This window comes from Aeromonas sp. HMWF016, from assembly GCF_963878195.1.
GTDB lineage: Bacteria > Pseudomonadota > Gammaproteobacteria > Enterobacterales > Aeromonadaceae > Aeromonas > Aeromonas lacus.
Genome location: NZ_CAWNWX010000096.1, coordinates 17,065 through 30,539 on the forward strand (window position 1 = coordinate 17,065; position 13,475 = coordinate 30,539).

A 13,475-nucleotide genomic window follows, 5' to 3' on the forward strand; every position below is an offset into this window, starting at 1 on the left:
ATGCGCTGAACGTCGGCAGCCTGTGCGAAGGGATCGAGAACACCCGGTATGTCTCCAGCTGGCAGCGCCCGGACGCGGCTGCAGGCAAATAAGGAATCGCTTATGAAATTGGCAACATTGAACAATGGCAAGCGCGATGGCGCTTTGGTGGTAGTGAGCCGGGATCTGACCCGGGCGGTGCGGGTGAGCGAGATTGCCCCGACCCTGCAGGCCGCCCTCGACGAGTGGGCCGAGGTTGCCCCCAGGCTGGAGGCTGTCTATCAGCAGCTTAACGAGGGCCGCGTGGCCGAGGCGTTCCCCTTTGACGAAGAGTCTTGCCTCTCTCCACTGCCGCGCGCCTATCAGTGGGCCGATGGCAGCGCCTACGTCAACCATGTGGAGCTGGTGCGCAAGGCCCGCGGCGCCGAGATGCCGGAGAGCTTCTGGCACGATCCGTTGATGTATCAGGGGGGCTCCGACAGTTTTCTTGCCCCCCGTGGGCCTATCGTGATGGGTTCGGAGGAGTGGGGGATCGATTTTGAGTCGGAGGTGGCCATCATCACCGACGACGTGCCGATGGGGGTGAGCCCACAGCGGGCCGCCAGTCATGTCAAGCTGCTGATGCTGGTCAACGACGTGAGCCTGCGGAACCTCATTCCGGGCGAGCTGGCCAAGGGATTTGGTTTCTTCCAGTCCAAGCCGTCGAGCGTCTTCTCGCCTGTGGCCATCACCCCGGACGAGCTGGGCGATGACTGGCGTGATGGCAAGGTGATGCTGCCCCTGCGCACCCATCTGAATGGCGCCCTGTTTGGCGCACCGGATGCTGGGGTGGACATGACCTTCAGTTTCTTCGAGCTGATTGCCCACGCCGCCAAGACCAGACCGCTCGGGGCGGGTTGCATCATCGGCTCGGGCACCGTTTCCAACTACGATCGCAGCGCCGGTTCATCCTGCATTGCCGAGCGCCGCATGCTGGAAATTCTTGATTGTGATCAAGCTACAACCTCCTATTTGCAGTTTGGTGATAGAGTGTCGATCGCGATGGAAGATCGCTCTGGCCAAAACCTGTTTGGCACCATCTCTCAACAAGTGGTGCCTGCGAGCGGTCAGGGAGGTTGATGGCCAGCGCCGGTTGGCGGCAAGGATATTCGGGATATGTCCGGATCTCGACGAGCCCTCAACCGGTGCCGGATACACAAGGAGGCAGGTGGCGAGCACCTGCCGGGCTTCGGGCCCAGATAAAAAGCAGGGACAGATTATGTTGCAGTTGTTTGGCTATTGGCGTTCATCGGCAAGTTTTCGGGTGCGGATCGTGTTGCAGCTCAAGGGGCTCGCCTACGAGCAGCATCCGATCAATTTGCGGCAAGGCGAGCAGCGCGAGAAGGCCTATCGCCGGATCAACCCGCAAGGGCTGGTGCCGTTTCTGGTGGATGGCGATGTGCAGATAGGTCAGTCGGTCGCCATCATGGAGTACCTCGACGAGACCTATCCCGCCTACTCCCTGATGCCCTCTGCCCCCGAGGCGCGGGCCCGGGTGCGCCAGATCGTCAACATGATCGCCTGCGATATTCACCCGCTCAACAATCTGCGGGTACTCAACTATCTGGAAGAGCACTTCAGGGCCAACAACGAGCAGGAGGCCCGCTGGTATCGCCACTGGATTGACGAGACCTTCACCGCCCTCGAACAGCTGTTGATGACTACCGCCGGTGTCTACTGCGTCGGCAATGAAGTGACCCTGGCCGACTGCATGCTGGTGCCCCAGGTTTACAACGCCCGTCGCTACGAGATGACCCTGGACGATTACCCCACCATCCGCCGCATCGTCGCCAACTGCGAACAGTTGCAGGCCTTTATCAAGGCCGCCCCTGCCAACCAGCCGGATGCCCAGCACTGATATCATCAGGGTGTTTTTGTCTTGACCAGCAGCCCAACCCTTTATCTCTTTGATTGGGTTATTTCATTAATGCCAGTGCGTTAATGAGGCAAATTAAAAGCCTCTCGTTAAGAGAGGCTTTATCAACACATATTCCTTCGTTCATTGAGTGCCAATCAGCAGGTCAATACCCCTGCTGGTGCACGTCCATCACGGCGCGGCCAGACGGGTCGGCCATCTCCTTGAACTTGGCATCCCACTCCAGCGCGGTGGGGGTGGAGCAGGCGACCGACTTGCCGTAGGGCACGGTGCGGGCGGCAGCTTCCAGCGGGAAGTGCTCGTCGAAGATGGCGCGGTAGAAGTAGGCCTCTTTGGTGAGCGGCGTGTTGATGGGGAAGCGGAATGCTGCCGCTTCGAACATCTGATCCGTCACTTCCTGTTCCACCATGGCTTTCAGGCTGTCGATCCACGAATAGCCCACACCGTCGGAGAACTGCTCCTTCTGGCGCCACGCCACTTCGTGAGGCAGCAGATCCTCGAACGCTTCGCGCAGGATATGCTTCTCGATCTTGCCCTTGCCGCACATCTTGTCGGCAGGCTGCAAGCGCATCGCCACGTCCATGAACTCCTTGTCGAGGAAGGGTACACGACCTTCCACACCCCAGGCGGCCATCGACTTGTTGGCGCGCAGGCAGTCATAGAGGTGCAAAGAGGCGAGCTTGCGCACGTTCTCTTCGTGGAACTCGCGGGCGTTAGGCGCCTTGTGGAAGTAGAGGTAGCCACCGAACAGCTCGTCGGAGCCTTCGCCGGAGAGCACCATCTTGATCCCCATCGCCTTGATGTAGCGTGCCATCAGATACATCGGGGTGGAGGCGCGGATGGTGGTGACGTCATAGGTCTCGAGGTGATAGATGACATCGCGCAGGGCATCCAGCCCCTCCTGCACGGTGAAGTGGATCTGGTGGTGGATGGTGCCCAGATGATCGGCCACCTTGCGGGCGGCGGCGAGATCCGGCGAGCCTTCCAGCCCCACGGCGAAGGAGTGCAGTTGCGGCCACCAGGCTTCGCTCTTGCCATCGTCCTCGATGCGGCGCGCCGCATAGAGCTTGGTAATGGCGGAGATAACGGAGGAGTCCAGCCCGCCGGAGAGCAGCACGCCATAGGGCACGTCGCACATCAGCTGGCGTTTGACCGCCGCTTCCAGCGCAGCTTTCAGCTCGGCCTTGTCGCTGACGTTGTGCTCGACCGCGGCGTATTCCATCCAGTCGCGCTTGTACCACTGTTTGAGCTCGCCATCCTTGCTCCACAGGTAGTGTCCCGGCGGGAAGGTTTCGACGCTCTTGCAGACCGGTACCAGCGCCTTCATCTCGGAGGCGACATAGAAGTTGCCGTGTTCGTCGCGACCGGTATAGAGGGGGATGATCCCCATGTGGTCGCGACCAATCAGGTAGGCATCCTGTTCGGCGTCATAGAGGATAAAGGCAAAGATGCCGTTGAGATCGTCGAGAAACGCCGGGCCTTTCTCCTTGTAGAGGGCAAGCAGCACTTCGCAGTCGGATTTGGTCTGGAACTGGAAGTCGACCTTCAGGCTCTTCTCCAGCTCTTTGTGGTTGTAGATCTCGCCGTTGACCGCCAGCACATGGGTGCGCTCGGGGTTGTAGAGCGGCTGGGCGCCATTGCCCGGGTCGACGATGGCCAGACGCTCGTGCACCAGAATGGCTTTGTCGGAGCTGTAGACGCCGGACCAGTCAGGCCCGCGGTGACGCAGTCGCTTGGACATCTCCAGCGCCGATTTGCGCAGGGCTACTGCATCGGACTTGATATCCAGAATGCCGAAAATTGAACACATTGGCGGTAATCCTCTTGATTTTTATATGAGCCCCCCACGTTTGGGCTCGAAATTCCATTTACATTCCTCGTCAGACACAATGCCTAGCGGAAAAACCTTTTGCAAGCGGGAAAACCGCAGAAAATCATGCCGTAAGCGTCAAGCGGATCAACAGGATAAGGGCTGCAGCAACGGGGCAGGGTGACGTGAACGTCAAGCCGAGGTGGGTTCGAAGATCACATAGACCTTGCGACAGGGGGTAAGGGTCTCCCACTCTCCGACAAAGCCTGCCGGAATCACGAATTGATCGCCGGGTTTGAGGGCCAGCTGGCCGCCCTGACTGTCGTGGATAACCACATCCCCCTCCAGCAGCTGGCAATACTCGTGCTCGGTGTAGTGGATGGCCCAGCGGCCCGGCTCGCAAGCCCAGAAGCCGACGTGAAACTGCTGGCTCGGGTCGGAGTAGTGGTTCCAGACCGTCTGACTCGGATGGCCTGCTTTAATGCGCTCGGGGGCAGGCATCAGCGGGGTGGGGGCCGCCTCGTGGCGGTCGAGCAAAATCCAGTCGTTGAGGGTCTTCATGGTGCCTCCTTGGCTTCGGCAGATAGGAAAGCGGGGCCATCCCGGCCCCGCGTTTGTTCGTTTTATTAAACGAGGTTGTGCATAACTTAAACGATGCGCATTCCCTTGCCAAGGGCCGCTGGCCGCAGGATCAGAGCGGCTGCAAACGGCGGATCACATGGCGGGCAAAGCCGCTGCCCGCCTCGTTGTAGACGTTGAACACCGCATCCACCCCCTGCTCCTGTAGGGAGGCGATATCATCCTCGAAGCGGACGATGGCGGCGATCTTGCCGTTGAATCCGTGACTGCGCAGCTTCTCGATGGCATAGAGATTACCCGAGTGGTGGGGCATCGCCAGCAGCACCAGATTGACCTGATTGGAGAGCAGCACCTTGTCCCAGAAGTCGGTATCGGTGGCATCCCCCTCGATGACGTTCATCCCCTGGGCGCGCAGGGTGGGCAGCTTCTCGCTGTCGTTCTCCACCCCGAGGATGACGTTGCCGTATTTGTTCTCCAGCTCGAAGTAGGCCCCCTGACCAATCCGTCCCATGCCGAGGATGATCACCTCCGCATCGCCAAGCTCGATGGGCCTGTCTTCCGGATGGAGGTTGCTCGCCTGCAGCCCCCGCAGCCAGTGGCCGATGCGGTGGTAAATGCGCTCGCTCTGGGCATTGAGCGGGGCGGAGATCATAAAGCTCGCCGCCAGTGCCAGCGAGACTGCCACCAGCCACTCGTGAGAGATCCAGCCTGCCTTGGCGGCGATGGCGGCGACGATCAGGCCAAACTCCGAGAAGTTGGTGAGTGCCAGGGTGGAGAGCAGGGCGGTGCGCACCCTCAGGTGGGCGCCGCTGTAGACCAGATAGTAGAGGGCGCTTTTGAGCGGCAGGGCCAGCACCAGCGCCAGTGCCAGCAGCATGGTGTCGTGAGTCGGCAGGCCGTTGAGACCGATGGTGAGAAAAAAGCAGACCAGAAAGAGGTCTTTGAGGTTGAAGAGCGCCTTGGCCAATCCCGCCGCCGCCGGATGAGAGGCGAGCAGCATGCCGATGATGAGGGCCCCCAGATCCGGCTTGAGGCCGACCACTTCAAACCCGGCTGCACCCACCACCAGCGCCAGAAAGACCCCGAACAGCACCTGCAACTCGCCGTGACCAGCCCGCTCCAGCAGCTTGAACAGCAGCGGGCGCAACAGCGGCAGCCCCAGCACCCAGAGCGCCCAGATGCTGGGCCACTTGCCGCTGGAGAAGGCCAGAAACGCCACGGCGAACACATCCTGCATCACCAGCACCCCGATGGCGATGCGGGCGTAGAGGGCATTCATGTCGCTGCGATCTTCCAGCACCTTGACCGCAAAGACGGTGCTGGAGAAGGAGAGGGCAAAGCCCAGCAGCAGCGCTAGTTTCCAGTCCAGCGAGAGGGCAAGTTCAAGCCCCAGTCCCTTGCAGACCAGCAGCACCACGGTAAAGAGCAGGGTGGAGAGCAGCAGGTGCAGGCTGGTGGTGCCCCACACATCGCGCCGCATCAGGGTCTTGATATTGAGCTTGAGACCGATGGTGAACAGCAGCAGAGTGACGCCGAGATCGGCCACTTCGCTCAGGGCGGGAGTATTTTCATATCCCATGCCGTTGAGGATAAAACCGGCGGCCAGAAAGCCGAGCAGGGGGGGCAGGCCAATCAGATTGACTACCATGCCGCAACCAAAGGCCACGGCGATCAGAATGGGTTCCATAACAGATCCTGCAAGGGCAGGAGAGACCTGCCCTGTTTAACGCTTGGGTGGTGATTAGACGATATCGATGTCGACCACGGAGTCGAAAATATGGTTCGGGCGAAACGGCATGCGGTCGATATCGGCGACCTTGCTCACCCCGGAGAGCACCAGCACCGTCTCGAGACCGGCCTGAAAGCCCGCCAGAATATCGGTGCGCAGGTTGTCGCCGATGATGATGGTGTCGTCCGAGTGGGCCTCCATCCGGTTGAGCGCCGCACGGATGATCCAGGCGCTCGGTTTGCCGACATAGAACGGCTTCTTGCCGGTCATCCGCTCGATGGGGGCGCACAGGGCGCCGCAAGCCGGGTGCATCATGGGGCCGTGGGTATCAGGGTTGGTGGCGATAAAGCGGGCCCCCTGATCGACGAACTTGGCGCCCAGCTGCATCATGGTCCAGTTGTAGTTGCGGGTCTCGCCCACCACCACGAAGTCGGGGTCGATATCGGTGATGGTGAAACCGGCCTTGTAGAGCTCGTGGGTCAGGGCCCCTTCGCCAATCACATAGGCCTTCTTGCCATCCTGGCGCTTGAGAAAATCGGCGGTGCCCATGGCGGAGGTGTAGAAGCACTCTTCTGGCACTTCGATACCTGCGGAGCGGAAGCGGTTTTGCAGATCTTTCTGGGTCTGGGCCGGGTAGTTGGTGAGGAACAAGAGCTTGCTGCCCTGCTCCAGCAGGCGATGGACGAAACGGTCGGCACCGGGGATGAGATCGTTATTGTGCAGGATGACACCGTCGATATCGCAGATGACGTTCTTCTTCATGAAAACTCCTTGTCAGGGCGCAGGCGAGCCGCCAATCGTTAAGATGTTCAATGATTTATGATTTTTGTGACGCCATTATAAGTCTGTTTGATGACAAGTCTCCCCTGTCTCGCCACTTCGGTGCACAATAAAGCTGCCGTCGGGTCAGTCTGGTGGAGGGGCTGACGCCGGATCACTTTGCTGATGGAGCCGTCGCTATGGACACCCCAATTCCCAAGCCAGTCACACCCGAACACCTCACCGCCGCGCAATTTATCGCCGGACTGCCGAAACTGGAGCTGCACCTGCATATCGAGGGCAGCCTCGAACCCGAGCTGATGTTTGAGCTGGGCCGCCGTAACGGCGTGCCACTGCCCTGGCCCGATGTAGCCAGCGTGCGCGCCGCCTATGACTTTGACTGCCTGCAATCCTTTCTCGACCTCTACTATCGCGGTGCCAGCGTGCTCATTACCGAGCAGGACTTTTTCGACCTCACCTGGGCCTATCTTGAGCGTTGCGCCGCCGACAAGGTGGTGCATGTGGAGATCTTCTTCGACCCGCAGACCCACACCGCCCGCGGTATCCCCTTTGCTACCGTGCTGGGCGGCATCGAGCGGGCTCTGCAGCGCGGGGAGAAGGAGTTTGGCATCAGCTGGCGGTTGATCATGAGCTTTTTGCGCCACCTCAGCGAGGAGGAGGCCTTTGCAACGTTGGCAGAGGCTATGCCCTTCCTGTCGCGCATTCACGGCATCGGCCTCGACTCGGGGGAGAAGGGTAATCCGCCAACCAAGTTTGCCCGGATTTTTGCCAAATGCCGCGAGCTGGGGTTGCCGGTGGTGGCCCATGCGGGCGAAGAGGGGCCTGCCGACTACATCTGGCAGGCGATCAACGAGCTGCAGGTGTGTCGTATCGATCACGGGGTGCGCTCGGCCGACGATCCCGAGCTGCTCCGCTATCTGGCCGATACCCGGTTGCCGCTCACCGTCTGCCCCCTCTCCAACACCCGGCTCAAGGTGTTTGACCAGATGGCACACCACAATGTGCTGCGGCTGCTGGAGCAGGGGATCTGCGTCACCATCAACTCCGACGATCCCGCCTACTTCGGTGGTTACATGGGGGCCAACTTTGCGGCGCTGGCGGACGAGCTTGGCGCCACTGCGGATCAGCTTTGTCGCCTCTCGCTCAATGCAGTGGAGGCGAGCTGGCTCTCTCTGGCCGACAAGGCGCGGCTGACCCGTGACATTCGCGCTCATGCCGCCCGCCACGGGGTGCAGTTGCACTGAGTCAGGCGCAGGTTAATCCCGGATGCAAAGAGGCCCGCTATCACGGGCCTCTCATATTTTCAGTTGCGAGCGTTTCTGCTGCCGGTGGATGACGCCCGCGCTATGCCACACGCACCAGAAACTTCTCGCCCTGACCTTCGCGCTTGAAGCGCTCGAGCAGGGTGGGCAGTTCCTCAAAGTTGCCGACCACCAGCGGCGGCAGGGTCAGCTCGCCGCTCGCCATCTGATCCATCATGGCGACACCGGCGGCGACCAGTCGGCTCCACTGTTTGTCCGAGCCAAAGGCGTGCTGAGCGCCCAGTGCAATTTCGTGCAAGGAGTGGCAGTGGGCAAACGCAGGTAGCGGATTGTGGGGGATGCGCCCGAGCACAGTCACCATATGACCGTAGTAGCCAAGGGCAGGCAGCAGGCTCTCTGCCTGTTGGCTGGAGACCAGATCGATGATCCCCTCGAACGGCTCGTTGCCGTTGGCGGCTTGCAATATGGCCAGCCAGGCGGGATCCCGATAATCGGCCACCCCCTGCACACCTATCTGTTTGAGCCACTGATGGTGGCGTGGGCTGGCGCTGGCAAAGACCCGCGCCCCCTGCTGGAGGGCGAGCTGCACCGCAAAGCGGCCGACGCTGCTGCCAGCACCGGTGATAAGCAGCGCTTCCCCGTGCAGGCGCGGCAACTTGGCCAGCGCCTGCCAGGCGGTGAGGCCGGGACAGGGCAGGGCGGCCGCCGCCTCGTCGCTCAGGGCATCGGGCACCGGCAGCAGGGCGCGGGCCGGTACCCGAGTGTGGCGGGCAAAGCTGCCGTGGTGGCGCAGATCGGTGTGGTAGGAGACCCGGGCCCCGAGACGCAGATGGCTGACGTTGGCGCCGAGCGCCACGATCGTGCCCATGCCATCGACACCGGGCACCTGACCATCCTGCCAGTGGGAGTGGCCATATTCGATCAGCTTCCAGTCCACCGGATTGAAGGCGATAACCCGATTGGCTACCAGTACCTCGTCAGGGGCGAGCGGTGCCAGGGGCAGATCGGCGAGGGTAAGCTGGGTCGGTTCACCGGGGGCATGCCAGCACCAGGCTTGGGTGTGATTCATGATGACTCCTTGCGAAACAGTGGGGAGAGCTTGACGAGATTATTGCAACAGCAAGACAGTGAAACTTCCACTGTTGCAATAGCGCAACAATACGACAGGCCCCAACCTGTGGGGCCTGCTTTAAGTGGCCGGTTGGCCATTGGCAAGCAACGGCCGGTTTATGCGCCATCGGCCTGATAGGTCGGGTAGTCGGTCAGCCCCTTCTCGCCGCCGCCAAACAGGGTGGCCGGATCGTGGGGGGCCAGCGGATATCCGTGGCGCAGCCGCTCCGGCAGATCCGGGTTGGCGACGAAGGGGCGGCCAAAGCCAATCATGTCGGCCCAGCCCGCCTTGAGGGCGGCGCGCGCCCGCTCACCGTCATATTTACCGGCATAGATCAGGGTGTTGGGGAAGGCATCGCGCAGACCCTGTTTGAAGTTCTCAGGCATCAGAGGCGCATCGTCCCAGTCCGCTTCGGCGATGTGCAGGTAGACCACGTTGAGCTGGCCCAGCAGGCGGGCAGCGGCCAGATAGGTCTCCTGCGGGTTGGCATCGACGGTGCCGTTGAGGGTGGTGAGCGGCGCAAGGCGCACCCCGACCCGGTCAGCCCCGATCTCGCTGCAGACCGCTTCGGTCACCTCCTTGAGGAAGCGCAGCCGGTTTTCCAGCGAACCGCCGTAGCTGTCGGTGCGGGCGTTGGACTCGGAATCGAGGAACTGGTTGATGAGGTAGCCGTTGGCGGCGTGCAGCTCGATGCCGTCAAAACCGGCGCTGATGGCGTTGCGAGCCGCCTGACGGAACTGGCCCACTACCGCATCGATATCGTCCTGGGTCATGGCGCGCGGGGTGACGGTCTCGACAAAACCGGGGGCATCGCTGCCGTTATCGACAAACACCTTGACGCCGACCGCGGGCAGGGCCGAGGCCGAGATGGGCTGGGCGCCGCCGATGTTGTCCGGATGGGTGACCCGACCCACGTGCCAGAGCTGGGCGAAGATGGTGCCGTGTTTGGCATGAACGGCGTCGGTCACCCCCTTCCAGCCGGCTATCTGGTCGGCGCTGTAGATGCCCGGTGTCCAGGCGTAGCCCTTGCCCATGGGGTCGATCTGGGTGCCTTCGCTGATGATAAGGCCTGCTTCGGCGCGCTGGGCGTAGTAGCTGGCCATCATGGCGTTGGCCACATCACCCGGCTGACTGGCGCGGGAGCGGGTCATGGGGGGCATGACGATGCGGTTGGCAAGGTGCAGCTGGCCCAGTCGCTGCGGGCAAAACAGGTGATCGTGGCTCATCGTGAGTTCCTCATGGTGGGATTGAGGCTGACTCTAGCCGCCAATAGCGTTGCAACAAAGAGGGGTAATTGCACCATTGAATTGCACTGCATGCAGCAATCGCGACTGGCAGCGGATGAACGTCGCGCCGGATGGCTGGCGGGGCCGAGATAGCGCCGTAATCGGCGCATCACATGCGAGTGAAAGGCGAATAAAAAAAGAGGGCTCACAGGCCCTCTTCTCATGGTTGCGTTGCGGCTCGATTAGCCAGCGACCGGCATCACCCGTACCCGCTCGATGCGCCGCTCGCTCACCTCGATCACTTCGAAGTTGAGCTGCTGCAGTTGCAACTGCTGGCCCGGGGTGGGCAGGGTGCCGAAGTGGGAGAGCAGCATGCCGGCCAGGGTCACGTACTCGTCGCTCTCGCTCACCAGCCCCTCGTGCTCCAGCACCTGCTCCACATGGTGGATGTTGGTGCTGCCGTTGATGAGCCACCCTGCGCCATCGCGGATCATGTCGGGGGTTTCGTCCTCATCCGGCAGTTCGCCGACGATGGCTTCCAGCAGGTCGTGGGTGGTGACCAGACCCTGGATCACGCCGAACTCGTCAGCCACCAGAATGAGGCTCCCCTTCGCCTTGCGCAGCTCCGCCAGCAGCTTAATCACGTTGATGGTCTGCGGCACGATAATGGGGTCGTTCTGCTTGGCCAGCGCGCTGAGCGACTGCCCTTCGTTGAGGGCAAACAGCAGGTCGCGCGCCTTGACCACCCCGATCACCTCGTCCAGATCCCCGTCACAGACCGGGAACAGGCTGTGGGGTTCGCGCTGCAACAGGATGCGGATATCCTCGCTGGAGTCGTTGATATCGATCCAGGCCATCTCGGAGCGCGGCGTCATGATGGTGCGGATGGAGCGCTCGGCCAGCGACAGCACGCCGGTCACCATATAGCGCTCCTCCTCGCCAAAGCTCACCGGCGCGGCGGCCGGGGCATCCAGATCGTCATCCGGCCGGTCCTGATACGCCTTGCTCCCCATCAGCTTGAAGATGGCGGCGGTGGTGCGCTCGCGCAGCGGCTGTTTGGCTTCGTGGCGCATGGCGCTGTGCTGGGCCAGCTGGTTGAAAAACTCGATCAGTACCGAGAAGCCGATGGCCGCGTAGAGGTAACCCTTCGGAATATGGAAGCCGAAGCCCTCCGCCACCAGGCTGAAACCGATCATCAGCAGGAAGCTCAGGCAGAGCACCACCACGGTCGGGTGAGCATTGACGAAGCGGGTCAGCGGCTTGGAGGCGAGCACCATCACCACCATGGCGATGGTCACCGCGGCCATCATCACGCCGAGGTGTTCCACCATGCCGACGGCGGTGATGATGGAGTCCAGCGAGAAGACCGCATCCAGCACCAAAATTTGGGCGATCACCACGCCGAAGCTGGCGTAGGCGCCGACCGGACCATCATCGTGGGGTTTGGCCTCCAGCCGCTCGTGCAGCTCGGAGGTGGCCTTGAACAGCAGGAAGATACCGCCACCCATCAGGATGAGATCGCGACCGGAGAAGGGGTGATCCCAGATATGCAAAATGGGTGTGGTGAGGGTGACCAGCCACGACATCACGCTCAAGAGCAGCAGCCGCATCAGCAGGGCGAGGCCAAGGCCGAGTACGCGCGCCTTGTCCCGCTGGGCGGGGGGCAGCTTTTTCACCAGAATGGCGATGAAGACCAGATTGTCGATCCCGAGCACGATCTCGAGAATGATCAGAGTAAAAAGACCGATCCAGATGTGGGGATCCAGCAGCAATTCCATTATGTGACCTCAAAAAAACAGACAGAGCGAACAGTGAACAGGGCTAGCGAAAGCCGCAGCGACAGCAAGGCAATGGCGTTATTCAGAGGCGCTGGTTAAGCAGAAACAGATAGCTTTTGACGGGAAGAAACGAAGGGCAACTTCGGGGATTGTCCATGATGGGCAATAAAACCTCGGGTTAAAAATGAGCCCTGATGATAGCGGCTGGCGCCAATTTGGCAAGTGGGCGGTGTCGGGATGTGACGCAGCCGGTGGAGGCCGGCTGCCAGCCTCCACCGGTTATCGGGTTACAACCAGCGCTTTTCGCGGGTGAAACAGACCGAGAGCCAGGCATCCCCCAGGGTATCGCCGAGGCGGGACCAGAGCTCCTGACGCAGGGCATCCTGACGCTCGACGGGCCACTCCTGACCCGGGGCGACCAGAATGTTGAGTTCGAGATCGAAGCGGCGACCGCTCTTGGCCAGATGGCTGTAGCACTCGACGCCGTGACGCTTGCGCAGCGCCTCGACTTCGTTCTCGACCAGCTGGGAAACATCCCCTCTGGGGGCGATTTTCAGCACTTCCCGCAGGTTGCGACCGAGCACCTTGATGGGAATGAGGGTGGCGCAGAGGGCCAGCAGCGAGACCAGCACCGGGTCGATATAGCGGTTGTATTGGCCGTAGCCAATGGCATCAAGCCCGATGGCGACCACAAAGCCAATCAGCAGGGTGGCGCTGAGCAGGGTATCCACCAGCCACTCCTTGGAGTCTACCCGCACCAGTTCGGAGTCAACCTGCTCGGCGACCTGGGCTTCAATCCGGTAGAGGATGGCGCAGAAGAAGGTGGAGACAACGGCATAGATGAGGGCATGACCGAGATCGATCTCCCGTCCCCCTTCAAACAGGGTGGTGAGGCCGTTGTAGAGTGCCGCCAGACAGAGCAGCAGAATAATGGAGCCGTTGATGACGTTGGCGATGGGCTCGAAGTGCGCATAGCCATACTGGAAGCGGTCATCGGAGGGGCGGGTAACGAGGTAGGCGGTGACCAGACCGAGACCCGTCATGCCCATGCTAAACAGGGTAAAGATGCCATCGAGCATGATGGCGTTGGAGCCAACGAACAGGCCGTAGCCGATGCCGAAGATGGCGAAAGTGATGCAGCCAAACAGCGACAGGGTGAGTGCCTGCTTCTCTGTGGTGACCAGCGTACTGATAACATGGCTGTGGTGAGCCATAAAAGTCCTCCTTTCAAATGGTTAATATTGCTACGCGCAAGCGGTTTTCGAGCTGATATACTGCCCGCTCACATGTGAGCGGACTGGCCTGA

At 61.3% G+C, this 13,475-nt stretch carries 11 protein-coding genes; 3 read left to right on the forward strand and 8 right to left on the reverse strand.

Annotated features, from left to right (window positions below; translation table 11 throughout):
* Positions 1-102: 102 nt before the first annotated feature.
* Positions 103-1,098: a fumarylacetoacetate hydrolase family protein gene (locus AACS24_RS15790; protein ID WP_108571264.1), complete on the forward strand. Its 996-nt coding sequence runs from the start codon at positions 103-105 to the stop codon at positions 1,096-1,098.
* A gap of 139 nt (positions 1,099-1,237) precedes the next feature.
* Positions 1,238-1,876 carry a maleylacetoacetate isomerase gene (gene maiA / locus AACS24_RS15795; RefSeq protein WP_181364203.1) on the forward strand — a complete coding sequence of 213 codons (639 nt, stop codon included), beginning with the start codon at positions 1,238-1,240 and terminating at the stop codon, positions 1,874-1,876.
* A gap of 163 nt (positions 1,877-2,039) precedes the next feature.
* Here maiA and asnB read toward each other — a convergent pair whose 3' ends face one another.
* From asnB to AACS24_RS15815, 4 genes are all read right to left on the reverse strand, one after another.
* Positions 2,040-3,704, reverse strand: coding sequence for an asparagine synthase B (gene asnB, locus AACS24_RS15800; RefSeq protein WP_108571266.1), 1,665 nt, complete (start codon positions 3,702-3,704; stop codon positions 2,040-2,042).
* A gap of 192 nt (positions 3,705-3,896) precedes the next feature.
* Positions 3,897-4,265, reverse strand: coding sequence for a cupin domain-containing protein (locus tag AACS24_RS15805; RefSeq protein ID WP_108571267.1), 369 nt, complete (start codon positions 4,263-4,265; stop codon positions 3,897-3,899).
* Between the two features lie 130 nt (positions 4,266-4,395).
* A complete protein-coding gene (locus AACS24_RS15810; RefSeq protein WP_108571268.1) occupies positions 4,396-5,970 on the reverse strand; it encodes a cation:proton antiporter family protein in 1,575 nt (524 codons plus the stop codon).
* Positions 5,971-6,024: 54 nt separating this feature from the next.
* Positions 6,025-6,774 (reverse strand): HAD-IIA family hydrolase, encoded by a 750-nt coding sequence (locus AACS24_RS15815; RefSeq protein ID WP_043164926.1) that lies wholly within the window; start codon positions 6,772-6,774, stop codon positions 6,025-6,027.
* Between the two features lie 197 nt (positions 6,775-6,971).
* Between AACS24_RS15815 and AACS24_RS15820 the strand changes: the two genes are divergently transcribed.
* On the forward strand, positions 6,972-8,036 hold the full coding sequence (locus AACS24_RS15820) for an adenosine deaminase (protein WP_108571269.1): 1,065 nt from the start codon (positions 6,972-6,974) through the stop codon (positions 8,034-8,036).
* Positions 8,037-8,136: 100 nt separating this feature from the next.
* Here AACS24_RS15820 and AACS24_RS15825 read toward each other — a convergent pair whose 3' ends face one another.
* The 4 genes from AACS24_RS15825 to AACS24_RS15840 form a co-directional block, all read right to left on the reverse strand.
* The gene (locus AACS24_RS15825; RefSeq protein ID WP_108571270.1) at positions 8,137-9,123 is read right to left on the reverse strand and encodes a zinc-binding dehydrogenase; all 987 of its coding nucleotides are present in this window, start codon (positions 9,121-9,123) and stop codon (positions 8,137-8,139) included.
* 158 nt (positions 9,124-9,281) lie between these two features.
* Positions 9,282-10,391 carry an alkene reductase gene (locus tag AACS24_RS15830; protein ID WP_108571271.1) on the reverse strand — a complete coding sequence of 370 codons (1,110 nt, stop codon included), beginning with the start codon at positions 10,389-10,391 and terminating at the stop codon, positions 9,282-9,284.
* Between the two features lie 242 nt (positions 10,392-10,633).
* Positions 10,634-12,169, reverse strand: a complete 1,536-nt coding sequence (locus AACS24_RS15835; protein ID WP_108571272.1) for a TerC family protein — start codon at positions 12,167-12,169, stop codon at positions 10,634-10,636.
* 287 nt (positions 12,170-12,456) lie between these two features.
* Positions 12,457-13,383, reverse strand: a complete 927-nt coding sequence (locus AACS24_RS15840; RefSeq protein ID WP_033115979.1) for a cation diffusion facilitator family transporter — start codon at positions 13,381-13,383, stop codon at positions 12,457-12,459.
* Positions 13,384-13,475: the final 92 nt, after the last annotated feature.

Coding starts and splice junctions, on each gene's coding strand:
- AACS24_RS15790 (WP_108571264.1), top strand. CDS start 103: ATGAAATTGGCAACATTGAACAATGGCAAGCGCGATGGCGCTTTGGTG.
- maiA (WP_181364203.1), top strand. CDS start 1,238: ATGTTGCAGTTGTTTGGCTATTGGCGTTCATCGGCAAGTTTTCGGGTG.
- asnB (WP_108571266.1), bottom strand. CDS start 3,704: ATGTGTTCAATTTTCGGCATTCTGGATATCAAGTCCGATGCAGTAGCC.
- AACS24_RS15805 (WP_108571267.1), bottom strand. CDS start 4,265: ATGAAGACCCTCAACGACTGGATTTTGCTCGACCGCCACGAGGCGGCC.
- AACS24_RS15810 (WP_108571268.1), bottom strand. CDS start 5,970: ATGGAACCCATTCTGATCGCCGTGGCCTTTGGTTGCGGCATGGTAGTC.
- AACS24_RS15815 (WP_043164926.1), bottom strand. CDS start 6,774: ATGAAGAAGAACGTCATCTGCGATATCGACGGTGTCATCCTGCACAAT.
- AACS24_RS15820 (WP_108571269.1), top strand. CDS start 6,972: ATGGACACCCCAATTCCCAAGCCAGTCACACCCGAACACCTCACCGCC.
- AACS24_RS15825 (WP_108571270.1), bottom strand. CDS start 9,123: ATGAATCACACCCAAGCCTGGTGCTGGCATGCCCCCGGTGAACCGACC.
- AACS24_RS15830 (WP_108571271.1), bottom strand. CDS start 10,391: ATGAGCCACGATCACCTGTTTTGCCCGCAGCGACTGGGCCAGCTGCAC.
- AACS24_RS15835 (WP_108571272.1), bottom strand. CDS start 12,169: ATGGAATTGCTGCTGGATCCCCACATCTGGATCGGTCTTTTTACTCTG.
- AACS24_RS15840 (WP_033115979.1), bottom strand. CDS start 13,383: ATGGCTCACCACAGCCATGTTATCAGTACGCTGGTCACCACAGAGAAG.